The following is a 23,585-nucleotide window of genomic DNA, read 5'->3' on the forward strand; positions in this document are numbered from 1 at the left end:
AGGTGGGTCAATTTTAAATCGACGTTAGTGGGTCATTTTTACATCGGCGCTGACAAGTTTGTTGCTTAGAACCTGATTATATGTTGTCTATTTACATAGAGAGGTGTCTTTCTTGATCTTCCGCTACAGTTTTGACTACAAACTGTAGTAAAATTACGCTAATTTGTTTTTATACCGATTTATTTTGAATTGAACGAGGTCAGTCCTATGTCAGCTAAGAAGCCAATGGCTCTAGTGATCCTTGACGGTTACGGTTACCGTCAAGACAACCAAGACAACGCTATCGCGAACGCTAATACACCTGTATTAGACGGTCTTATTGCTAACCAACCTAACACGCTAATCTCGGCTTCTGGCTTAGATGTCGGCCTACCTGATGGCCAAATGGGTAACTCTGAAGTGGGTCACACCAACATCGGCGCAGGTCGCGTGGTATACCAAGATTTAACGCGTATTACTAAATCAATCGCAGACGGCGAATTCGGTCAAACTGAAGCGCTAGTGAATGCTGTTGATAAAGCGGTTAAAGCAGACAAAGCGGTTCACATCATGGGTCTTATGTCTCCAGGTGGCGTTCATTCTCATGAAGATCACATCTACGCGGCTGTTGAAATGGCAGCAGAGCGTGGCGCAGAGAAAATCTACCTACACGCATTCCTAGACGGTCGTGATACGCCGCCACGTAGCGCTGAAAACACACTTGCACGCTTCCAAGCGTTGTTCGCTAAGCTAGGTAAAGGCCGTGTGGCTTCTCTTATTGGTCGTTACTACGCAATGGACCGTGATAACAACTGGGATCGCGTTCAAGAATCTTACGACCTACTTACTCAAGCAAAAGCAGAGTTCACATTCGACACAGCCGTTGCTGGCCTAGAAGCGGCTTACGCTCGTGACGAAAACGATGAGTTCGTTAAAGCGACTGAAATCAAAACGGAAGGCGAAGAGTCTGCCGCTATCGTTGATGGCGATGCTGTTATCTTCATGAACTACCGTGCAGACCGTGCTCGTGAAATTACACGTGCATTCGTTCCTGATTTCGATGGTTTTGCTCGTAACGTATTCCCAGCGATCGATTTCGTGATGCTGACTCAATACGCAGCAGATATCCCACTTCTATGTGCATTCCCACCGGCTTCTCTAGAGAACACTTACGGTGAATGGCTATCGAAAGAAGGCAAAACGCAGCTACGTATCTCTGAAACAGAGAAATACGCGCACGTGACATTCTTCTTTAACGGCGGTAAAGAAGACGAGTTTGAAGGCGAAGAGCGTCAGCTTGTTGCTTCTCCAAAAGTAGCAACGTACGACCTACAGCCAGAAATGAGTGCGCCAGAGCTTACTGAAAAGCTAGTTGCAGCAATCAAAGGCGGTAAATACGACGCTATCGTTTGTAACTTCCCTAACTGTGACATGGTTGGCCACACTGGCGTTTACGATGCAGCGGTTAAAGCGGTAGAGTCGCTAGACGAATGTCTTGGCAAAGTGGTTGAAGCAATCAAAGAAGCGGATGGCCAACTGCTGATCACCGCTGACCACGGTAACGCGGAAATGATGGTAAACCCAGAAACGGGCGGCATCCACACGGCGCACACTAACCTACCTGTTCCACTTATCTACGTGGGCAGCAAAGACGTTGAGTTCAAAGAAGGCGGTAAACTGTCTGACCTAGCACCAACGATGCTTTCTCTGTCTGGTATTGATATCCCAGCTGAGATGTCAGGTGATATTTTAGTTAAATAGTTTTAACTTTCATCGAATACTAGAACGGCTGCACGCGAGTGTAGCCGTTTTTTGTATCTGGAGTTTGAGTATAGATACGAGTAAGTGGGATGCGAAGAGCTTAAGGCTGGTGCATGATGCGAGTAACTAACAGAATGAAAGCTGTTATACATTTTCGCATCTCGCATCTCGCATCTCGTCACTCGCTACTCTCATCTTTCTCTACAGCCGAACGCTCAAAATCCAACAACCACTCTTTGCGGTTCATGCCGCCCGTGTAGCCGGTTAATGTTCCATTCGCACCGATGACTCTATGGCAGGGAACAACGACGCTAAACGGGTTCTTGCCATTAGCGCCACCGACTGCTCTTACGGCTTTTTGGTTGTCCATTCTCTTTGCTTGTTCGCCGTAGCTGATGGTTTCGCCATAAGGAATGGTTGTCAAAGCCTGCCAAGCGGCTTTTTGAAAGTCAGTGCCTTGTATCGCTGTTAATGGCAAATCGAATTCTGTTCGTTGAGCTGCGAAATACTCATCTAACTGTTTCGTCGCCAGTTGGCAAAGGTCATCCGGATTGCTAGTCATTAGCTCTTCATGATTTACATGGTCAATTTCAATAAGCGACACACCATTACTCACAATGATCATCTTGCCAATCGGTGCGTCATAGAACATTTTGTAAATGGTGTCTTCCATGTCATCTTCCTTCTTTTAGTTTTTTCTGCTCTCAAGCTCTTCGAATCTCGGTTACCCGAATCTCTCACCTGCTCTTATATCTTTTCGCATCCCGGTTACCCGAATCTCTCATCTGCTCTTATATCTTTTCGTATCCCGGTTACTCGCATCTCTCATCTGCTCTTATATCTTTTCGCATCCCAGTTACCCGAATCCCGCATCTGCTTTAGCTCTAACACGAAGTGCAAAGCAATACCCCGAAATACCGCCGACAATGTTCCCCAAGGCTAAGCCTATAAACAGCCCTTCGACACCATCAATTTGGCTGCCTATCCAAGCGAAAGGCAATGTGAATACAAACAGGCGCATTAAGCTCCATTGAAAGGCTTTGAGCGGTTGGTGCATCGCATTCATGGCACTAATCAGCATCATTACAATACCTTGGAAGCCATAGCTAAATGGGACGACTAACAGGTAATGCCACAAGATGCTTCGTACGGATTCTTCTTGAGAAAAGAGGGCTGCCAAAGGGATGCTCAATGGCACCATCATTAAGAAAATCAAACCTTGGAACATCACGGCAAAGCGCATGCTTAAGAACAGAGCCTTGAAACTACGCTGTGGGTTATCAGCACCAAAGTTTTGCGCCATAAAAGGCGTGAGGGCCGAGGTCAAGGACATCAACACAATGATAAGGATGGATTCAATACGCTGGGCAGCTCCGTAAGCCGCCACGGCTTCTGTTCCTTGTTTGGCTAACATCATCATGATTATGGCGCCAGCAAGTGGGTTCAGGGCATTGGAAAGGGCGGCGGGTGTGCCGATGGTTAAGATCTGTTTCCAGTCATCGATGATGTTTTTTAGTTTGGGCGGAGCAAGTAGCTTTTCTCGTATGGTTAACACATACAGTGAGCAACATAACGCACCAAACCAACTGAATCCACTAGCAATCGCTGCGCCTTGAATCCTTAATTCAGGGAAAGGGCCGTAACCAAAGATTAATAGAGGATCGAGAATGCCGTTAATAAGGCCGGCTAGCATCATGATCTTAGCGGGTGTTTTGGTATCGCCACTGGCTCGTATTGCGCTGTTGCCTGCCATAGGAATAACAAGCAGCGGTATCGCTAAATACCAAACCGACATGTACTCGGATATCAGTGGCAGTAACTCAGGTTCAGCACCTAATAGAGTAAACACAGGTTCTAGTGTTACTAGACCTAGTGTTGATGCAAAACCAACAAGAAGCACCGCAAGCAATAAGCCGTGGCAGGTAAGCCTTGCCGGATTTTTCGCGCAACCTTGGCCAAGTAACCGCCCAATACACGTCGATAAGCCAATGCCTATACCCATAGTAATGCAGTTGATGGCAAAGGTGACAGGAAAGGTGAAACTCACGGCTGCAAGGGCTTGTGTGCCGAGCAATGAGATAAAGAAAGTATCGACAAGGTTAAACATCAAGATCGCAACCATGCCGAATATGGTCGGTATGGTCATGGTACGCAATGTACTCTCAATTGGGGCGGTTAATAGCCCGTGCTTATCTTGCATGTAAAACGCCGTTTGAACTAGAATATGAGTAGAGTACAGTGAATTGTGAATAGTCTGAAGATCGCTTTCATAAAGTTTACAATTCACATTACTAACGGTATACGGTGTGATAGGATTCTGCCGTTATCAAATTCGATATTTTGAGAGATTTACAGTGAAGCAGCACACACAACCACAGTCGTATACCCCACAAAATCCGCCGATGTATATTCCAAATGATGAGATCGACCTTAGACAGCTTTTTAAAGCTTTGTGGGATGGTAAGCTCTTAATTATTTTGGTTACGGCTTTATTTACGTCTAGTGCTATTGGTTTTTCTTTACTGGCTCAAGAATGGTGGTCTTCTGAAGCCGAGATTACAAAAGCTGAACTTCAAGACAGAGTTATGTATCAGCAACAAGTGAAACAATTCCAACCTATTTTCTCTATTTATCAATCAAATGGCTTAGCTAGAGGTAGTGAAGAGCTCGATTCTTTAGTTGATTCTCAGGTCATATTTCAACGGTTTGTTGATCTATTTAATTCAAGTAATAATAAGCAAGCTTTCTTAAATGAAAGCTCCGAATTTCAAGATATTAAAGACAATCACTTTTCGAGTGCTTCTGAAATAACTGAAGATGCTACCCGTAAGTTGTACATTGCATGGTTCGAAAAGATCTCTGCGTCACAGATAGATAAGAAGGACAAAAATTCACCATATGTTCTGACTTTCCAATCCATGACCAAAGAAAGTAGTTTTGATTTATTAAGATCTTATATTTCTTTTACTGAGCTTCAAGTTCGTGAGGATGCATTTGAGCATCTTGAAGCTCTCGTTTTCGGTGAGCGTAACGAGTTGATCCAGCAAAAAACGGTTCTTGAAGGTAAGGCTAAAAACAGGTTGCTCGCGGAAATCGAGCGCGCGCAGTCTGCTTTGAAAATTGCCAAAGCAGCCGGTGTAGATACCCCTCTTTTAAGTGGTAATGCAAGAGATTTTTATGCAATTGAACTTGGTTCAAAAGCTTTGCAAGAAAAAATCAAAATTTTGGAGTCTGTAAAAAATCTCACTGTTTTGGAGCCTCGCCTTCAACAAATAACGGCTCAGTTAGACATGTTCGATAGTATTAAAATCGATCGAACCGTTGATTTTCAAGCATTTCGCTATCTAAGCAATGTTGAACAACCAACTACTCGAGATAAACCTAAACGTGCTTTGATCGTTGTACTTGGGACATTGTTAGGCGGTATGCTTGGTGTTGCGATAGTTCTAATTCGCTTTGCATTTAGAAAAGAAGACTAAATTTCTAATGGCTAGTGTTATTCACTAGCCATTTCTCATTCTACATTTATTGTTATTTGAGTTGCCTCACAAAAAGTCTCTTCCCCCCCTTGGGTTATCCCACATCGCCCCAACATACTGATTAACCCCATGCCAATCGTGGCAACTATCAAATTAAATGGAAATTATCAGGAGATACGACCGATGAATATCCGTCCTCTACACGACCGAGTTATCGTTGAGCGCCAAGAAGTTGAATCTAAATCTGCTGGTGGCATCGTTCTAACTGGTTCTGCCGCTGAAAAATCAACGCGCGGTACTATTCTAGCTGTTGGTAAAGGCCGCATTCTAGAAAATGGTTCAGTACAACCATTGGACGTTAAAGTTGGCGATACCGTTATCTTCTCTGAAGGCTACGGCACTAAAACTGAAAAGATCGATGGCAAAGAAGTTCTGATCATGTCTGAAAACGACATCATGGCGATCGTTGAGTAATCCGACCCATAAAACTGAACTGACTGAATAAAGAATTTTAAAGGAAATTAAGATGGCTGCTAAAGACGTTAAATTTGGTAACGACGCACGTATTAAAATGCTAGAAGGTGTAAACGTTCTGGCTGACGCAGTAAAAGTAACGCTAGGTCCTAAAGGCCGTAACGTTGTTCTAGACAAATCATTTGGCGCACCAACGATCACGAAAGATGGTGTTTCAGTTGCACGTGAAATTGAGCTTGAAGACAAGTTCCAAAACATGGGCGCACAAATGGTTAAAGAAGTGGCTTCGCAAGCGAATGACGCGGCGGGCGACGGAACAACTACAGCTACAGTATTGGCTCAGTCTATTATCGCTGAAGGCCTAAAAGCGGTTGCTGCTGGCATGAACCCAATGGATCTTAAGCGCGGTATCGACAAAGCGGTTATCGCGGCTGTTGAAGAGTTGAAGAACCTTTCTGTTCCTTGTTCAGACACGAAAGCTATCGCGCAAGTAGGTACTATCTCTGCGAACTCTGATTCGACAGTGGGTAACATCATTGCTGAAGCGATGGAAAAAGTAGGTCGTGATGGTGTTATCACGGTTGAAGAAGGTCAGGCTCTGCAAGATGAGCTAGACGTAGTTGAAGGCATGCAGTTCGACCGCGGTTACCTATCTCCTTACTTCATCAATAACCAAGAAGCCGGTTCAGTTGATCTAGAAAGCCCATTTATTCTTCTAATCGACAAGAAAGTTTCGAACATCCGTGAACTTCTTCCGACTCTAGAAGCAGTTGCTAAGGCATCTCGTCCACTTCTTATCATCGCTGAAGATGTCGAAGGCGAAGCGCTAGCAACTCTTGTTGTGAACAACATGCGTGGCATCGTTAAAGTGGCTGCGGTTAAAGCACCTGGTTTCGGCGACCGTCGTAAATCTATGCTGCAAGATATCGCTATCCTAACGGGCGGTACGGTTATCTCTGAAGAGATCGGCCTAGACCTTGAAAAAGTAACGCTAGAAGACCTAGGTCAAGCTAAGCGCATTACGATCACTAAAGAAAACTCAACCATCATTGATGGTGCGGGCGATGAAGTGATGATCAAAGGTCGTGTTTCTCAAATTCGTCAACAAATCGAAGATGCAACGTCTGACTACGATAAAGAAAAACTTCAAGAGCGCGTAGCTAAGCTAGCTGGCGGTGTTGCAGTAATTAAAGTAGGCGCTGCGACTGAAGTTGAGATGAAAGAGAAGAAAGACCGCGTTGAAGATGCACTTCACGCAACTCGTGCGGCTGTTGAAGAAGGTGTGGTTGCTGGTGGTGGTGTTGCACTTATCCGCGCTGCATCTAAAGTTGCTGGCCTTGAAGGCGACAACGAAGAGCAAAACGTAGGTATCCGCGTTGCACTACGTGCAATGGAAGCGCCTATCCGTCAAATCACTAAGAACGCAGGTGATGAAGAATCTGTTGTTGCTAACAACGTTCGTGCTGGCGAAGGTAACTACGGTTACAACGCGGCTACGGGTGAGTACGGTGACATGATTGCTATGGGTATCCTAGATCCAACGAAGGTAACGCGTTCTGCACTTCAGTTCGCAGCATCCGTTGCTGGTCTTATGATCACAACAGAAGCGATGATCACTGATAAGCCACAAGATTCTGGCCCTGCAATGCCTGATATGGGTGGCATGGGCGGTATGGGTGGCATGGGCGGCATGATGTAAACGACCTGACTTAATCCAGTAAAGTCCATTAAGAGCTCGTAAGCCCATTGTTTACGGGCTTTTTTAATATTTATCGTCTAGTAAAGTCCAAGGGTGTATAGCTGGTTCTATGAAAATCGTGAGGGTAATGCGGGGTATCGTATGTTTCCTAACTCTCAAATTTGGTGGTATATTTTGGTAATACCCCTCATTTAATACCCCTCATGGGAGCTGTGAATGCCACTAACAGTAAAGGAAATAGATAGCTTATCGTGTCCTGAAGGTCAGTCTCAGGTAAAGAGATCTGATGGTAATGGATTGTTTTTATTTATAAAAAAGAACGGTTCAAAACTCTGGCGCTTTCGTTTTAGGTACTCATCGAAGTACCAAGAGATGGCGCTAGGAAAGTACCCCTCCGTCCCCCTCAAAGAAGCCCGGAAATTAGCAGCGGAAGCAAGAGCATCGTTAGTGAACGGTATTAATCCCATGGATGAGAGAAGGGAGAGGAAGCGTAGTAAGAGTGTTGACCAAAATAAGCTTTTCTCAGCAGTGGCTATAAAGTGGTGGGAGCAGCAAAAAGATTCTTGGTCAACGGATCATGCCGCGCGGGTTAGGCGTTGGTTAATGGTTGACTCTAAAAGTATCTGTAACCTTCATATTGATGAGATTGATGCTGGGCACATCACGGATCTCATGTTAGCTATTGAGGCTGCTGGTGCGCCTAAGAAAGCTCCTAACATACTTGCTGTCATCAATAGGGTGTTTGGCTATGCATTAGCTCATCGTCTAACACGAAGCAATCCCGCTCAGGGCTTACCGCTTGGTGATATATTAAAACCCCTGCCCAAAGTTCAACATCGAGCAGCAATTATTAATCCTAGTGAACTTGGTCAATTGATTAAGGATATTGATACCACACCAACTGGTAACTATTGCAGCGTTGAGGCGCTCAAGTTGATCCCTAGAGTCTTTTTAAGGCCAACGGAAATAAGAAACTTGAAGTGGGAGTATATTGATTTTGAGGCGTGCTTGATTAGGATTCCAGCGGAAGAGATGAAGCGCAGTCGAGATCACTTGGTGCCGATGTCAAAACAAGTTGTCCAACAATTACAAGATGTAAAGTTGTACACTGGTTACTCTGAGCTTGTATTTCCAAATCAAAGAGATAGCAGTAAGCCTATGAGTAAGAATATCCTGACCAATCGCTTGCGGGACTTGGGCTATGCCGCAGATGTAATGTCAGCACATGGCTTTAGGAGTAGTGCCTCCACAATCTTACATGAAAAAGGTTGGAATTCAGAGGTTATCGAGGTTCAACTAGCTCACTTGACAGGCTCCGCAACTTCAAGAGCTTACAATCGTTCACTTTACTTAGCCGAAAGAACAAAGCTAATGCAAGAGTGGGCAGATTACTTAGACGAGTTATCAAGAAATTGTTAGCTGTCATTGCCCAGCTTAGAGTTGCTTCTTTGTTGGGCTGAGCTTGAGATAGAAAACTGTAAGGTTAAGAGCACCCCAAGTCCGTTTGAAGGTTGGATTGTTAGTATTTCTAAGACTTGGCGTATCACCAACCTTTCATTTGAATACCTTTCTTCCCCGATCTGAACATACTCAATCGGTAAATTTTTTCTCGTATTCTTTAGTGATCAACTGCTCTAAGAATCTATTTTTCGGTATCTTTGCCTTACGAGCTAGGGCTGTGAGAAAACCATCGATTTCTGTACCCATAACAAAGTTATATGCTTTCTGAGCTTCATTTTGCATTTTCGCGCGATGTTTCTGTTGATACCAAGCTTTCTTCAGCTTACCAATGAAGTATTTTTTTGCACGAGGATCTTCAAAGCACCAGTAGAAGTCGATGATAGCGATACAGCGATGATAGGGTTCGTCACTCGAATTTAATTCTGGTATCCATTGAGTTGGTAGCTCTGAGTCTTTTATGTAACGGATAAACCAGTCAGTTATTTCTTTGTCTTCTTTGTTTATCCACGACAAATTATCGGGCAGAACCGTACTTTCCCAAAGCCTTTTAAGCTCTTCAATGAACGTAACTTTTTTGTGATTACTGGCATTCCAATAGTCAAAAAAACAAATGACGTTCTCATTGATCTGCTCCAGTCAGACTGGACACTTAGCTAAGCGACATTTCGCTTTTCAAAGTTCATTGGGCTTAGGTACCCAAGAGCACTGTGCCTTCTCGTTCGATTATAATCAACTTCTATGTACTCGAAGATCGTTTGGCGCATCTGCTCTCTCGTCATAATTGGCTCATATTGAATTGCTTCAACTTTCAGTGAATGGAAGAAGCTCTCAACACATGCGTTATCCCAACAGTTCCCTTTTCTACTCATACTTTGTTTTAAATTATAAGTGCTTATGAGGTCTCGATAGTCTTTCGAACAGTACTGACTACCTCGATCGCTATGAGTTATGACATGCTCAGGGAACCCTCGACGGAATAAAGCCATCGACAAAGCATCACAGACCAGTGAGGCCGTCATTCTCGTATCCATAGACCAACCAATAACTTGCCTTGAATAAAGGTCAATAATGACAGCTAAGTACAGCCAGCCTTCGCTTGTGGCAACATAAGTGATGTCTCCTGCCCATTTTTGATTCGGAGCCGTTGCGTTAAAATCTTGAGCGAGCAAGTTCGGAGCAACGGGCATTTTATGCTTACTGTCCGTTGTACACTTAAACTTGCGAGCTGCTTTCGCTACTAAATCCTGACGTTTCATACTGGCGGCAATGGTCTTAACATTATGGTTATCACCGCTCTCTGCCAGTTCTTTCTGAATACGTCTTGAGCCATCTCGCTCTTTGCTAACGTCAAAGGCTTCTTTTACCTTGGTATCAAACTTTTGGCGCTCTGTCTCACGTTGAATCGCCTTGTGGCGGTTCTCAACCCAATAATAAAACCCACTTCGAGAAACTCTGAACACCTTAGCCATACGGGAAATACTGAAACTCAGCAGGTGTTCGAGCATAAATTCATAGCAATTTACTTTAGATTTTTCGCGAAGTAGGTGGCGGCCTTTTTTACGATTTCTAGCTCTTCTGCTTGCTCTGCCAACTGCCTCTTTAGCTTAGCGACTTCAACGGCCAATTCTTGTTCTCGTTGGCTAATACTAGAATTCTTCTTTGTGGCTTTTCGCCAACCGTAGATCTGAGATTCATGTAACGAGAGCTGTCTTGCGGCTGCAGCGACTCCCACTTTCTCTGCCAGCTTCAGGGTTTCTGCTTTAAATTCAGGAGAATGGATAATACGTTTCTTCTTACTTGTCATGGTTCACCTAATTAGTGATTGTACTCACTTAACTCAGTGTCCAAAACTGCTGGTGCGGATCAGTTTTATCGATTCTGCCATTACAGACAGAAGGATAAGATTAGCGTGATATGGAAAAAGGAAATATCTGACACTGGCGCAATCAGCTACCGCTTCACGATGTTTTTAGATGCGACTCCCTACGAGCCGATGGCCAATGAATACCAAATCAGAAAAAAACTGACGAAAGACATTACGCGAACGTGGGCAACGACCACACAGACAAGCCAATACGACATCAGTGAACTTTGCTCCTTTCTTACTCAACCCCTGATTGAACTCAATAAAGACCATGAGGATTTTGACCACCAACACCGCTGCTTGTTCTTCGTACTAAGCAGACAAGCCAAACTCAGCACAAATCATGATATTGACGTTCAAAGCACGATAGGTTCATTTGTCAGTAAATCTAAAAAGAAAGGAAGGCAGCCGAGAAAGCCGAGAGAAAAAAGGTCAAAGAAAAGACAACCATAATCCGCGAGGCCACCAGCACAAGTATGATTGATGTTACGGGCTGGAAGGTAAACCAATAACGGGATGTCCTATATCTACAGGCTGATATTAGGTTAGGGAAATTTTTACACTTCAACTCTATCTCATGAGTGATAACCATAGAGGAAGAATTTCATGAGATTAGTTCGTTTAAAAGAAGTGATAGAAAGAGTGCAGTTAAGTAAGTCGACCATCTACAAAATGATGGCTAACGGGGAGTTCCCACGCAATGTCTCGCTTGGAGAGCGAGCCTCAGCATGGGTTGAGCATGAGTTGGATGAATGGATTGAGAGCAGATAGTAGCAATGACATGAGCCAGCAGCGAATGCTGCTGGCTTTATGCCTTTTTAGAGAAGGGGTTTGAGTCGGAGGCGTCTTGTTTCATTGGGCTAGAATAAAGTTATCTAAGTTGCTTCGGGATAAGAGCCCTTTAGTGCGACTACTCAAAAAAGTTTCTGCCCCAAAAATTGGTTTCGCCAAAAAGTCTACATTCAAATGCGAGTGGATTTTGACCAAATAGAACTAATCTGACACCCAAAGCTCACAAAGAACAAAAAAATGGGGGGCAGAGTGCAGTTCTTAGCTCAAATGAATTTGCTAATTTTTGCCCAGTCAATCGCTTTGAAAGCGTCACAAACTTACAAGGCGTTATGGAAGTAATATCGCCTTGATCAAGTGTCTAAAAACTTCGCTAAGAGCGTTTGAGGGCTGTTTCTGATAGCAAACTCGCGCATTTACCATAATAGGAATAATGACTACAGGACATGTAGGCGCAAAGTTGTAATGTCACTTTTTAGCAAAGTTAAAATGTCTCTTTTTTAGGTTCAACCGCTAACTTCATTCTTATGTGAACTTATCTAAGGAACATTGGGATGTTGGTAACTATGAGTGACAAAGACCTTTCACGATACAAAGTGATCAATGACGTTTGTGAGCGTCGCTTACGACGTTCGGATGCTGCCCAGCTCTTAAACTTGAGTGAACGCCAAGTGTAGCGTTTAATGAACCGCTTACGAGAATCCGGTGCGGCCAGTTTGGCACATGGAGCTCGCGGCAAGCCCAGTAATAATCGGATATCGAGTGATTATCGTCAGACTATCTTAACGCTTGTTCGTAAACACTATTCGGATTTTGCCCCAACGTTAGCAAGAGAAAAACTTATTGAGATCCATAACTTACCCATTTCTAATGAGACCTTACGTCAATGGATGATTGCTGATGGTCTCTGGGTGCCACATGCTCAGCGTCAACCTCGAGTGTACCAACCTCGTCATCGCAGAGACTGCCTAGGAGAACTGGTTCAGATTGATGGTTCTCACCATGATTGGTTCGAAGGCCGAAGTCCAAAATGCTGTCTGCTGGTTTTCATCGACGATGCAACTGGACGATTAATGAACCTGCGGTTTAGTGAAACGGAATCAGCCATTGACTATATGGTAACAACTCGAGAGTACTTAGAGACACACGGCAAGCCGCTTGCATTCTACAGTGACCGGCACGCAGTGTTTCATAACAGTAACAAGAATGCGGTTGAAGCTAAAAATCCTACGCAATATGGACGCATACTAAAAGAGCTTGGCATCGAATTAATCTGTGCGAACAGCTCACAAGCGAAAGGCCGAGTAGAACGAGCGAACCTAACACTTCAAGACCGCCTCATTAAAGAGATGCGACTACAAGGCATTAATACCATCAAAGAGGCCAATGCCTGGCTTCCCTACTTCATTACGGACTTCAATCAACGCTTTGCTAAACCCGCCAATTACCCAAAAGACATGCACCGTCCTATTAGAGAAACATCCGCAGATTTGGACGATATTTTTGCATGGCAGGTCGTTCGAAAACTATCAAAGTCGTTAACCTTTCAGTACGACCAGATTGTTTATTTGGTTGAAAATATTGAAGAAAACTCCCGCTTGGTTCATGAAAACGTATTGATTTTAGAGTACCCAAACGGCGACATTAGTGTGAGATACGGACATCGAGCATTGAGATATAAAGTGTTTGATAAACTGACCAAACTTGACCAAGGTCGAGTGGTTGAAAACAAAAGACTGGGACAAGTGTTACGTTTTGCTCAGGATAAACAAGATGAGTTTGAGGTTTCACAAAAACGTAAACGGAACAATAAAACGGCAAGCAGAACGGCTCAAAGACAGGCAATGAATGAGCAGCTACGCGCATTAAATCCAGTTTTAGAGAAGCCCGAACAATTCAAAGCAAGTCATACCAAGTAACCCACTACCCTTGATTCTTTTCTCCCAAAGGTGACATTTCTATTTGGGAGAAAAGAGGACATTTTAAAATGGGATTGACAGGACAGGACAGAACAGACTTTTGATGCAGATAGTGACATTTTTGGTCTGAGACCAAGATTAGCGTCAAATTTGATCTTGGCTTTTTGGTTTGAGATAATTGGATTTCAAAATTAAGGCATATCTCCATGAAAATATTAATTTTTTTGTTATTTGTAACTCTATCATCATTAGCTCATGCGGATTGGAAAGTTAATAACTGGGAAGGCTCTGGTAATGTAAAAAATGCTGAGTCTTACTCTCTATATAAAAATATCAAAGTTGTTATGGAGTGTAATGCTGGTTCTGCGAAAGCTACTCAGTTAACGATTGAGCCATATTTAGCTTATGAACCAGGTAGGTATGAAACCAAAGTTACGTCTTATCATGTAAATGATTTTTTTGGTAATAAACTGGCGAAACCAAAATTTTCATATTTTGATGTGGTATCAGGAAGTGAGAGGTATCGTCATATATACGTTTTTACCAACTCTGATCTCAACAAGTTAAATGGTGAAGATGCTATGGGGTTTGAGGTGAAAACTTATATTGGTAAATCATCTGATTATCTAAATGTATGGTATTCATTAGATGGTTTTAAGCGTGCATATCAAACATTGAATTGTGATGGTTCTCATTGATAATAAACTTTATATGAGGGTATATGAGCGAATATGAAAGATTAGAAAATGAAAAAAGAAATGGCTGGAGTAAATACAACAACTCAAATCACTCATCTGAAGAAAGATATGAAGGGGCAATGATTGTTATTAGTTGCCACTTTCAACGTTCTGTTAACGCCAATCCAGAAAGGCACATAAGATTTAATGAATATGTGAGCAGTTGGTTGTCGGCTAATCAGAGTCACTTTCAAGAAGTAAGATCAAAGCTATTGAGAGAGTACCCACCATTAAGTCATTCACATTTAGAGTGTGGAACGTCATATTTTACATAACGGCACTTAATACGCACCTAAACCAATACTTTTGCTAGTGCGATGCTACTCATCGCACTAGCTCTTCACAAGTAGATTTGACATACCCCTAGTTATTGATGGTTTTCTAATTTAGCAAAAGTACTGGCAAGGTTTTGTCCAAAAACAAGTTAACTCGTTGTCTGTGGCGCATTCAAACGCAGACTTTCTCGCCTAGAAATTGTAATCCATATAACTTAAATTTTGCTCCGTTTGGGTGTGTAATAGCGACCAGATAGTTCGAGCATTCTTTGCTGCAAGAGCGACAATAACTCGGTTCATTCCTCGTCGTTCCAACACACCTCGACACCACTGACTGAGCCTGTCTTGTTTATCAACTAGATTAGCAATGACCGTTCTAGCACTATAGCCGAGTAAGGTGTGTAGATACTAGTCTTCGTGTCTGGTAACCCTGCCCAATCTGGGTTTGCCGCCGGTTGAATACTGCGTCGAAACTAACCCTAGCCAAGCGGAAAAATCTCTGTTTTTCACAAACTGAGAGCCGTTGCCAATAGAGGCCAGAATAGCCGTTGCTGTTTGTGGGCTAATTCCTCTGAGCTTCATGATCTGTAGAACATTATCACTGACCTTTGAAAAGGCATCGAAGACTTGCTCGGTATCCGCAATACGTTAGTTAAGTTGTTCAAGGTGATAGTACGCGTCAGCAATAACAGTTCGATCTAAGTGTGGAAGTTCGTTTTCAGCATCTTCCAGCGTGAGGGGAACTGGTTTCATTAAAGAAAATCGTCCGCCCGTAATAATGAGACCGAATTTAGACAGTAACGCTCGAATACTGTTCATTAGAGTAGTACGTTCACGTACCCAATACTTACGCACGATGAACAGAGTCAGGAGATTTGGTAGGAACAAAGCGGGTTACGTAACCTTTGAGCCCCATGTTGGCAAGCCTACCTACGTTTGCTCTGATGAAGATGTAATGTCGATTGCTAATATTGAATGTGACTGGGATTGATCTACCTCTACGTGTTTATTGAATTAGTTGGTTTGGTGGCAGATGAAAAATAGAGCCTTCCTTTATTAATTAAAAGATGAACTATTCACAGTAAAGCGAACGTTATTACTTCGGGTTTATTCACTGATAATAGCGACATGATCCCCTGCTGTGTGAGTGAACCATGAATCCATTAGATTACACCTTCTATACTTTAAATGCGAAACAGTACTTACCAGAACAACCTCAAACGATGACAGTGATACAAACTCAAAGCCGTCCGCGTTTATCTGGTATAGTTTTCTTGGTGGGCTTCTTAGTTGGTCAGCTAGTCCACCTATATTAAACTCGGACTCTGAGATGACAAAAAGAACAATTTTACGTTATTTCGTCAAGTGTCAGAGTGAGCCGTCGTATCTAATGAACATATTTTTGAGGTTGACATGGTAGGTTCTCAGTCGTTGTCTACGAGTCATCTACAACGCTTAAAGCAACTCGAGAAACATTTTTTTCGCAATGAAACTTATGATGTCGATATCGTCACCCTTGCCGAAATTCTGGTCTGTTCAGAAAGGTACGTGAGTAAGCTAATGGCTGCCTTTGAGAGTTTTGGGCTTATCCATTGGGCTGCGGGCCAGGGACGTGGCCATCGTTCTAAACTGACACTACTCAAAAGTTTTGAGGCCTCACTGCTGACTCAGTTAGAGCAAATGGCTCGGTCTGGCAGAATGAATCAGGCATTTCGGCTAGCCACTCAATTTGGCGAAGTCCACCTGTTTCAAGATCACATACCTCTCTGGTTAGGGGACGCACAACAGGAACTGAAAAAGCAGAACACTTTAATGTATTTAGTGCCATATATGCTGCCTGAATGGCATCCACATTTGGCACAGTCCGCTCGTTCTATTTTATTGATCGAAAGCGTGTTCGATACCTTAGTGCGCTATGACCCCATTCAAAATGATATTGTGCCTCACATCGCACACCAATTTCATTTCAGCGACAAACAAATCCGTCTCCGCATCCGCAATGATATAATGATGCACAATGGAGAAGTGCTGACACCGGAACTTGTCAAAAAAAATATAGAAATGCGCCTTAGGACGCCGCATCCATATCAAATTCTATTTCGTCATGTAGAGGGTATTGACATAGATAAGCAGTGGGTCATTTTCTCTATGCGTCAATTTGACCCCGTTTTCCTGCATTTGTTAGCCGACTCACACAGTGCAATTTTTGATTATCAGGCTTCAAAACCTATCGGGTGTGGAGCATATCGGGTCGAAAGTCTGGAAAAACAATATTGGAGTTTGGTTCGCAACAACCACTATTTTGGCTTTGGTGGCCATATTGAACGAGTAGAGTTTTGGTGTAGCGATGCCCAACCTCAAACGCCTATGCACGTGGCAGAACTGCTCTATTGCGAATCTCAACCCGCTCAGCCACAAAAAGTCGATCGCAGTGGGTGTACTGTTTTGCAGTTTCATCATCATGCAAACGCCTTGTCCGCTCAAGAAAGAGCTTGGCTTGTTCATCATAGTCGACGCTTTACACTTGATAGCCAGAAAAGAGCAGCGAACAGCGTGATGGATTGCCATCAAGATAAGGGATTTCACTTGTTCAATCACGACATGAAACTGCCAGCTCGTCCGGTGATAATTGAAGTGATAGACAGTCATATGAGGGAGTTGCAACCTTTGCTTGATGCGTTGTCTCAAAAAGGGGTTATTTGGAAGGTATGTCTTCAAGGACAGTCTCAAGATGTGGCTGTTGATGTCTCCTACGACTGTTACGTATTTGGCGACGACCTGACGTTCCAGTATTACGAATGGCTACTTTGCGGCAATGTGTTTAGCCTATGTTTGTCTGAACGTGGAAAACAAAGCCTATTAACCTTTATTGATATGCTCATGCAGGAAAGTAACGACAGTGAGGAGCTTCTGCACAAGCTGTATCGAGCGGAGGATTGGCTTATCCAGAACTATTATTATTGTCCTCTGTGGCGCAATCATTTTACCGTCACTCGCGCAGACAATTTGTATGGTACCGAAACCAACAATATGGGTGTCATGTCGCTGGTCAATATGTGGTTGGAGTAATCGCTGGTATGGTAGTGTATCTGTAGCGATATGATTTGCAGTGTTTAACGGATAATTAAGGAAAAAAAATGGACTTTCACCTTTGGCTCGGCTTTGTCGCGGCATCGCTCATTCTTACCGCGACACCAGGGCCTAGCATATTTTTAGGTATTGCACATGCTCTCAGTTATGGGCACAAACGCGTGCTATATACCGCCCTTGGGGACATCTCAGCTAACTTTATTCAAATGGTGTTAGTCGCCTTGGGTTTAGGTGTCATCCTTGCCAATTCGGTAGTGGCATTTACTGTCATCAAAGTTTTTGGTGTGATCACGTTGGTTTACATGGGACTAAAAATGCTCCTCGCTAAACCAGCACAAGTTGAGCACTTAAACCTCAACAACTCAGATTTACAGGCCTCAAACAAAAAGTTGTTTTACTCTGGCTTTTTAGTCGCGGCTGGCAATCCCAAAGCCATCCTATTCTTTTCGGCTTTTTTTCCGCAATTCATCAACCCCGACTTACCCGTATTCCCTCAACTATTAGTGATGTGCCCAACCATGGCGTTGCTTGATTTCAGTTTAGTGATGTTTTATGCGTTTTCGGCCAGACGGATTGTTGATGCGAGCCGACTATCTCTTACCGCTGTGACAAGAGGAAGTGGTGCTTTACTGCTGGGAGCCGCAGGTATTCTAGCAGTTAAAGAACCCACTTAATCTCGACTGAGAACCGCGACCAAGATTGAACATACTGTGCCCAGCACAACCATTACACCTATTTAGCAACTCTCGGAGTAAGACACCTATGATCACTTTTTACGAACTGTGTGGGGGCGATGGCTTAAAATTCAGTCCTTATTGTTGGCGAACGAAAATGTGCTTGATACACAAAAATATAGCGTTTGATACCACTGAGCTTTCTTTTGTCGACATTCAGGCTCAGTTTAAGGCGCAGTTTTCTACACTCCCCGCCATCAAAGATGGTGAAACGGTGCTCTCTGATTCGTTTAACATCGCTGATTATCTTGAGGCCCACTACCCTGAATCACCTTCATTATTTGGCGGTGAAAAAGGGCGTTTAATGGCACTTTTTTTCCATGAGTGGGCAGCATCATTACATTCGGACATCGCCAAAATTGCCATCTTCGACATTTACTGCAAGCTTAAAGATCGCGATAAAGATTACTTTCGTTCCTCTAGAGAGAAACACTTTCAGGACAGCTTAGAAAATGTACAAAGCAACAGCCAAGAGTTAGCAAAGGCCGACTTACTCAAAAAAATGAGAGTACTGGAATCTTATTTAGCTAAGACACGGTACTTATCGGGCGATGCGCCCATGTATTCAGACTATATCGTCTATGGGACGTTGAAGTGGCTGCTGTCTACGAGTAACGCTTTCACAGGGGAAATGCTGACTAGCCATGTTTTGAATTGGTATGACAGCCTAGATAGGATTGGCACTGGAATTTAAACATGCTTTAAGACAACGATGGAAATGTGAACGCAACGCATAGTTTGCGTTTAAATTTATCGGATGTTACATATTGATTTGTTATAGTTTATTTCCGTATGTTGCTGTCAATATGCAATGTACAGAATAAACTTTCATGTCAAAAAAGTGCCACAGGATATCGTATTATGATAACTAAAGTTGTTCCTCTGATGTTGTTAGTTTCGTGTTCAAGCTTTGCATCAAGTGAGATTGTTGATAATTTTTCTCACATAGGATTTGGTTATAAAGGAGCTAGTTTTAAGTCGGGAGCGTTAAAACCTTACCTTAACGATAAGTATGACAATACAGAGAATAAGACGATGGGAGGGTTATACTTAGATGTCAGTGCTCAAGTTTTTGACTACGTATTCGTTGAAGGAAAAGCAGACTTTCTCACTCGATTTAGTTCGGAGGTAGATAGTTGGCAAGCTGGCGGAGGACTCATTGGGCGTTTGGGAGGGGCAATGGCCAGCTCTTTATCCTGTGGAGCAGTAAACTATCGTGCTGATAGTGATTACAGTTCACCATATTCCGAGCGTGGAACATACTGTCAAGCGATGGTTAGAAAACAAATAGCTAATCATTGGTTGATGGGAGTTTCCTATCAGCATGATTTCTTAGATCTAGCAAGAGATGAGTTTAAGTGGAATAACGTCTTTCAATTCGGCTCAGTGTTTGGCTTAGTTGCAAATTTAGAATATGCAGAGCGTGATGAGGCGGAAGTGAGCTATGAGCTTGGGTTGCAGTTCTCATTTTAACTGGCGAGGGTATATATTTTTAGAAGGTTCATTTTATTATCAATATATTATTTTGTTTTTCATAAGAGGCTAGACTTAGCCACCACTTGAAAGTCATCTCTGTATAAAATGGTGCCGACGTCTGAATAATGTAATGTCGCCACCTTTGTATCATATTCTTCTAATATATATTTTAGCTCATACATGAGTGATATATGTTTGACGCTTGAGTCTAAAAACCAAGAGATAGCATTGTCTGGCCATGACTTTGAGTGGAACGGTGGACATGGTAGTGATTCATTAAGTTGAGTGAAGATTTCTTTAATATGCACCTGATGGTACTCGTAAAGGATCAATCCGTCGACAAGCATCATTTGTGCTTGGGTAATGATACCATGAGTATGCTGGAGTCGCTTTTCCTCCTCCATACTGGCAATAAATCTTATAAACATTGGATTCCTTTATTACTATTTATTCATCTAGTTTAAGATTTTATCATTGATAATTTATCGTTGGACGATTTGAGAGTTAGCACAGAGTGTAAATAAATTTCATTCTATTAGTCAATTATAGAGGAGATGCACATGGAAACCATTATCCACGAAGCCATAAATCTTAGAGAGGCCGGAAATTATCATGCGTCTCGGCTTTTGCTGCGTACGCTATTGGATGACAGTCAATATGCAGCCAAAGCAAATTTATACATGGCTTGGTCTTATGATAATGAAGGCAAAGAGAAGCAAGCGCTTATACATTATCATCTTGCATTGGAAGGGGATCTTTCCATAACTAAACGTTTTGATGCTCTGTTTGGGTTGGCGAGTACTTATCGCAGTTTGGGTAAATACACTGAAGCGTTAGAGTATTTTGAGCGAACCATGGCTGAATACCCTGATTCACTGGAAGTACAGCCGTTCTATGCCATGTGTTTGTACAACTTAGAACGACACAAAGAAGCAACGGCGTTACTAATTAAGTTATTGTTATCAACCACTGAGAGTAAGAAAATCAAAAGTTACCAGCGAGCCATTCTGCTTTATGCAAAAGACCTTGATAAAACGTGGTAAATGTTGCGTTCCTACGTATATTTGTTCGTCTAACCGGGGAATAGAAACAATAGAGTAAACCAACTTATGAACTCTAAGGTTATGGAGCTCGATAAGTGATTAGCAGTTGGTAGCAGACAAGGATCGATGATGAGAATAGAGAGACGATGTGCTGATATGATAAGTGAGTTTAGTCATGACCCTTCGTAAGGTGACTCACTTTGTTACAGGAGGCGCAGCTGCTGGCATTTTGAATTATCTTCTTGCGCCAGATGAAAAGAAGCGGGTAGTAGAGCTGAGTGACCCGTTGACTTACGGTCCGTTAAATAATTATGGTACGCAGCAGGGAGATGCTCTACGTAGTAATTGGTTTAGGGGGGTATGTGATCTTATTAATGATCCAGACTTATGGCCATGGTTAGCCGGCCATATAGGACTGCCCATATTGCAGAGCTATCAGAACCTCGAATGCGATGGCGATTATGTTGTTTGGGTTGGCCAGTCAGTGGATGAGCAATTAATGTTGCGAGCGCTGTGCTCTGTGCTACCGGAACAACGTTTATTTTTAGCCGATGTAACGACAGGTAAGTTGAGCAAAGACACCATGCCAATCGTTGGTGCCTGTTCAGCCGAAGAACTTACTACCGTCATTCCAGTACCTCTTGATATCTTTCAGCAGGTTAAATTAGCCAAAGAATGGGATAGTCTTCTTGTGAGTAGGGATATGGTTCGAACTTGGAACGGTTCCGCAATTGTATCCCATGATGAGACGTTTTTTGATGCTGCTCTTCTTGCTGCGATTGGCCCACGAGTTTGTGTTGCAGCAGTAGTCATTGGTCGTGTGCTTGGTGATTATGTAGGGCAAGTTGGTGATACTTTTCTCTGTTACAGATTGCGTGTGTTGATCTTGAGAAAAATAGTGCGCTCGGTAGGTGAAGGACCTTTCTTTAGGCGTCAGTTGAGTCGAGCGTTATGATATGGGAAGTTCAAACATTTAGTGAAAATATAGGGTGAGAAAAATACAACGGAAACGTAACTGAGAGTAAAAGCTCACACTTTGCCTATCGAACACTCATTCCTAGTGTGCGTGCTATAACTAAGTAAAAATTTAAATTCTCATTCTCATCACCGTAGCCTCGGATATTAACGAAGGGAATGTTTTTATTTTCGAGCTATGGAAACAGCCGCGAGTATAAACCATTACAGCATAGTTCTGATTGCGTACCAAAAATTACCAATTGCAGTGTTCATACAGGGATTCGACACATTCTATTGATCTGAATTGAGCTTCATCAATATCAGCTTGGCTTAAGTCATCAAATATTATTCCTTTCATATTTTGAATATCTTTTCCGTTGTATTGACTGATGTTTAACCACATATAGCTTGTAACATCATTTTTAGGCACAATTTTCCCCAGGTAGTAAATAACAGCAAGCTTATACTGTGCGTCTTGCTGTCCATTCTTTGAGGCTAAGTTAAACCAATGTAGAGAGTATTTGTCATTTTGTAGGACACCTTCACCTAGCTCATACATTTGACCAATGTAAAACTGTGCATCTTTATTGCCTTTCTCTGCTGATTGTAAGAACCAATGTGCTGATTTTTTTAGATCTTTGCTAATGCCATCGCCACGGTAGTACATTAAACCCAAATAAAACTGCGCTTTATTTTCGTCATTTTCTGCTGCTAACTTAAAATACGTAAATGCATCCTTGAGTCTTTCGGTGATACGTCTATCTGCTTGTGAGGGGGTAGAGTCACCAGAAGGGTGGTTGTGAGCCATAATCACCGCAGCTGCATTGACCTCTAATACCGCTTTTACTACTTCTCTTGGGTAGACGCTGGCGGCATCTACAGTGCCATGAAAGAGCTCTTTAAACTCAATCAGTCGGTTTTGGTTATCCAGTAGCAGTAAAGCAAATACTTCACGTTCATAGCTGCCGAGTTTGCAGCGTACATACTCTTTGGTCGCATCTGGGCTAATTAAGGCATCACCACGTACATAGCGTGTCGCGAGTATCTCAGCGGCATGCTCTAGGATTTCATTCTCCTGATAGCGCTGTTGTTTTTTGTAATCAGAATTAGGGGTAGTCATTACGGGCTCCTGTCGGATTCAATGATGGGTATTCACATTGATGACATATGCCTGAATGTTTTTGGATTGTGGGGGGGAGGTGAGTATGTAGGTCTAACTTTCCCATGTCGCTAGTGAAGCTAAGCTAATAGATTGCATACAGAGGGTTGATCGTCTTTGTATATCACAGACGAACGCTTTTCTATCTATAACGATAAATTACGCATCTTGTTTTATTTGGATTGGATTTGATAACACATTAGTATTAGAGTGGTTAAAAAGTTGCTAGAGAAAGGCTGATCTTTCAATGTGTTGATGTGATTTAGTAAGTGGTTAGATACTGATGGATACGATAGAGAAACATAGTCTTTGGGAGTTGGAGGTTGAGAATTTTGATCGAGTAGTACTTGCGAGTGAGCTCATAGATTTCATGAGTTCTGATACTTCCGATGCAGATGTTTCTCAATCTATTTTGAAGAGCTTTATTGCTAAGAGTCTTGCTGAAAGTGGTGTTTACGCAAAGTGCAGTAATTGTGGGTGTCCTGTACATTTTATTGCTCGTAATGCGACCACAGAAGCGTATTTCCGACACATACCCAGTCGAGCTCCATCTATAGAAAAAATGCAGCGATGTTCTTTCTATTCAAACTCGGAGGCTTTTTTTGGCAAAGGACAAATTTACAAGGGTGAAGGGACGGTGTTTTTCAAGGTAGTTGTCATCATTTGCTTGCTTATTAAGCAGCTTCTCT

At 42.7% G+C, this 23,585-nt stretch carries 23 protein-coding genes and 3 pseudogenes; 18 read left to right on the forward strand and 8 right to left on the reverse strand.

Annotated features, from left to right (window positions below; translation table 11 throughout):
* The first annotated feature begins 207 nt into the window (after positions 1–207).
* Positions 208–1,740 carry a 2,3-bisphosphoglycerate-independent phosphoglycerate mutase gene (gene gpmM, locus AB6D80_RS20295; protein WP_135385115.1) on the forward strand — a complete coding sequence of 511 codons (1,533 nt, stop codon included), beginning with the start codon at positions 208–210 and terminating at the stop codon, positions 1,738–1,740.
* A gap of 178 nt (positions 1,741–1,918) precedes the next feature.
* Here gpmM and AB6D80_RS20300 read toward each other — a convergent pair whose 3' ends face one another.
* The gene (locus tag AB6D80_RS20300) at positions 1,919–2,413 is read right to left on the reverse strand and encodes a methylated-DNA--[protein]-cysteine S-methyltransferase (protein ID WP_135385113.1); all 495 of its coding nucleotides are present in this window, start codon (positions 2,411–2,413) and stop codon (positions 1,919–1,921) included.
* Between the two features lie 183 nt (positions 2,414–2,596).
* On the reverse strand, positions 2,597–3,940 hold the full coding sequence (locus tag AB6D80_RS20305; protein ID WP_135385112.1) for an MATE family efflux transporter: 1,344 nt from the start codon (positions 3,938–3,940) through the stop codon (positions 2,597–2,599).
* A gap of 154 nt (positions 3,941–4,094) precedes the next feature.
* On the opposite strand from AB6D80_RS20305, the gene AB6D80_RS20310 reads away from it, so the two are divergent.
* The 4 genes from AB6D80_RS20310 (at position 4,095) to AB6D80_RS20325 (ending at position 8,811) form a co-directional block, all read left to right on the forward strand.
* Complete coding sequence (locus AB6D80_RS20310) at positions 4,095–5,219, forward strand: LPS O-antigen chain length determinant protein WzzB (protein ID WP_372189422.1); 1,125 nt, start codon at positions 4,095–4,097, stop codon at positions 5,217–5,219.
* Positions 5,220–5,402: 183 nt separating this feature from the next.
* Entirely contained in the window at positions 5,403–5,693 is a 291-nt protein-coding gene (locus tag AB6D80_RS20315) for a co-chaperone GroES (RefSeq protein WP_004733324.1), read from the forward strand.
* Between the two features lie 52 nt (positions 5,694–5,745).
* The gene (gene groL / locus AB6D80_RS20320; RefSeq protein WP_065113252.1) at positions 5,746–7,392 is read left to right on the forward strand and encodes a chaperonin GroEL; all 1,647 of its coding nucleotides are present in this window, start codon (positions 5,746–5,748) and stop codon (positions 7,390–7,392) included.
* A 216-nt stretch (positions 7,393–7,608) separates the two neighbouring features.
* Positions 7,609–8,811: a tyrosine-type recombinase/integrase gene (locus AB6D80_RS20325; protein ID WP_371695961.1), complete on the forward strand. Its 1,203-nt coding sequence runs from the start codon at positions 7,609–7,611 to the stop codon at positions 8,809–8,811.
* 171 nt (positions 8,812–8,982) lie between these two features.
* Here the strand turns inward: AB6D80_RS20325 and AB6D80_RS20330 are convergent, their stop codons facing one another.
* Both AB6D80_RS20330 and AB6D80_RS20335 read right to left on the reverse strand, forming a co-directional pair.
* Positions 8,983–9,366: a hypothetical protein gene (locus AB6D80_RS20330; RefSeq protein ID WP_372189424.1), complete on the reverse strand. Its 384-nt coding sequence runs from the start codon at positions 9,364–9,366 to the stop codon at positions 8,983–8,985.
* A 140-nt stretch (positions 9,367–9,506) separates the two neighbouring features.
* Positions 9,507–10,657, reverse strand: a protein-coding gene (locus AB6D80_RS20335; protein ID WP_139137542.1) for an IS3 family transposase whose coding sequence is annotated in 2 segments (ribosomal slippage) — positions 9,507–10,414 and positions 10,414–10,657 — 1,152 coding nt in all. Because the reading frame shifts where the segments join, the coding sequence is not laid out codon by codon here.
* 105 nt (positions 10,658–10,762) lie between these two features.
* Here AB6D80_RS20335 and AB6D80_RS20340 point away from each other — a divergent pair.
* The 5 genes and pseudogenes from AB6D80_RS20340 (at position 10,763) to AB6D80_RS20360 (ending at position 14,437) form a co-directional block, all read left to right on the forward strand.
* A complete protein-coding gene (locus tag AB6D80_RS20340) occupies positions 10,763–11,170 on the forward strand; it encodes an inovirus-type Gp2 protein (protein WP_372189426.1) in 408 nt (135 codons plus the stop codon).
* Between the two features lie 153 nt (positions 11,171–11,323).
* Positions 11,324–11,488 (forward strand): AlpA family transcriptional regulator, encoded by a 165-nt coding sequence (locus AB6D80_RS20345; protein WP_102250018.1) that lies wholly within the window; start codon positions 11,324–11,326, stop codon positions 11,486–11,488.
* A gap of 584 nt (positions 11,489–12,072) precedes the next feature.
* A pseudogene (locus AB6D80_RS20350) lies at positions 12,073–13,425 on the forward strand (ISNCY family transposase).
* A gap of 206 nt (positions 13,426–13,631) precedes the next feature.
* Positions 13,632–14,123 (forward strand): hypothetical protein, encoded by a 492-nt coding sequence (locus AB6D80_RS20355; RefSeq protein ID WP_017099651.1) that lies wholly within the window; start codon positions 13,632–13,634, stop codon positions 14,121–14,123.
* A 23-nt stretch (positions 14,124–14,146) separates the two neighbouring features.
* Entirely contained in the window at positions 14,147–14,437 is a 291-nt protein-coding gene (locus AB6D80_RS20360; RefSeq protein WP_133151482.1) for a hypothetical protein, read from the forward strand.
* Positions 14,438–14,629: 192 nt separating this feature from the next.
* On the opposite strand, the pseudogene AB6D80_RS20365 reads toward AB6D80_RS20360, so the two are convergent.
* A pseudogene (locus AB6D80_RS20365) lies at positions 14,630–15,332 on the reverse strand (IS110 family transposase); the annotation flags it as partial.
* A gap of 259 nt (positions 15,333–15,591) precedes the next feature.
* On the opposite strand from AB6D80_RS20365, the gene AB6D80_RS20370 reads away from it, so the two are divergent.
* The 5 genes from AB6D80_RS20370 to AB6D80_RS20390 all read left to right on the forward strand — a co-directional run bounded on the left by AB6D80_RS20370 (position 15,592) and on the right by AB6D80_RS20390 (position 19,734).
* On the forward strand, positions 15,592–15,753 hold the full coding sequence (locus AB6D80_RS20370; RefSeq protein WP_017053110.1) for a hypothetical protein: 162 nt from the start codon (positions 15,592–15,594) through the stop codon (positions 15,751–15,753).
* A 97-nt stretch (positions 15,754–15,850) separates the two neighbouring features.
* The gene (locus AB6D80_RS20375; RefSeq protein ID WP_372189428.1) at positions 15,851–17,506 is read left to right on the forward strand and encodes an SgrR family transcriptional regulator; all 1,656 of its coding nucleotides are present in this window, start codon (positions 15,851–15,853) and stop codon (positions 17,504–17,506) included.
* A 68-nt stretch (positions 17,507–17,574) separates the two neighbouring features.
* Entirely contained in the window at positions 17,575–18,201 is a 627-nt protein-coding gene (locus AB6D80_RS20380) for a LysE family translocator (RefSeq protein WP_017099648.1), read from the forward strand.
* 88 nt (positions 18,202–18,289) lie between these two features.
* A complete protein-coding gene (locus AB6D80_RS20385; RefSeq protein ID WP_017099647.1) occupies positions 18,290–18,955 on the forward strand; it encodes a glutathione S-transferase N-terminal domain-containing protein in 666 nt (221 codons plus the stop codon).
* 167 nt (positions 18,956–19,122) lie between these two features.
* Entirely contained in the window at positions 19,123–19,734 is a 612-nt protein-coding gene (locus AB6D80_RS20390; RefSeq protein ID WP_065679791.1) for a hypothetical protein, read from the forward strand.
* Between the two features lie 59 nt (positions 19,735–19,793).
* Here AB6D80_RS20390 and AB6D80_RS20395 read toward each other — a convergent pair whose 3' ends face one another.
* Positions 19,794–20,165: a hypothetical protein gene (locus tag AB6D80_RS20395; RefSeq protein WP_017082573.1), complete on the reverse strand. Its 372-nt coding sequence runs from the start codon at positions 20,163–20,165 to the stop codon at positions 19,794–19,796.
* A 132-nt stretch (positions 20,166–20,297) separates the two neighbouring features.
* On the opposite strand from AB6D80_RS20395, the gene AB6D80_RS20400 reads away from it, so the two are divergent.
* Both AB6D80_RS20400 and AB6D80_RS20405 read left to right on the forward strand, forming a co-directional pair.
* Positions 20,298–20,780, forward strand: a complete 483-nt coding sequence (locus tag AB6D80_RS20400) for a tetratricopeptide repeat protein (protein ID WP_372189430.1) — start codon at positions 20,298–20,300, stop codon at positions 20,778–20,780.
* Positions 20,781–20,955: 175 nt separating this feature from the next.
* Positions 20,956–21,735: a DUF3658 domain-containing protein gene (locus tag AB6D80_RS20405; protein ID WP_017098419.1), complete on the forward strand. Its 780-nt coding sequence runs from the start codon at positions 20,956–20,958 to the stop codon at positions 21,733–21,735.
* Positions 21,736–21,990: 255 nt separating this feature from the next.
* Here the strand turns inward: AB6D80_RS20405 and AB6D80_RS20410 are convergent, their stop codons facing one another.
* Positions 21,991–22,491 (reverse strand): tetratricopeptide repeat protein, encoded by a 501-nt coding sequence (locus AB6D80_RS20410; RefSeq protein ID WP_372189434.1) that lies wholly within the window; start codon positions 22,489–22,491, stop codon positions 21,991–21,993.
* A pseudogene (locus AB6D80_RS20415) lies at positions 22,468–22,857 on the reverse strand (JAB domain-containing protein); the annotation flags it as partial. The pseudogene AB6D80_RS20415 and the gene AB6D80_RS20410, both read right to left, overlap by 24 nt.
* A 322-nt stretch (positions 22,858–23,179) precedes the next feature.
* On the opposite strand from AB6D80_RS20415, the gene AB6D80_RS20420 reads away from it, so the two are divergent.
* Positions 23,180–23,585: hypothetical protein (locus tag AB6D80_RS20420; RefSeq protein ID WP_372189432.1), on the forward strand; the 406-nt coding region annotated here is incomplete at its 3' end.

Origin of the sequence: Vibrio sp. 10N.247.310.17, assembly GCF_041466605.1 — a bacterium.
GTDB classification, from domain to species: Bacteria; Pseudomonadota; Gammaproteobacteria; order Enterobacterales; family Vibrionaceae; genus Vibrio; species Vibrio tasmaniensis_A.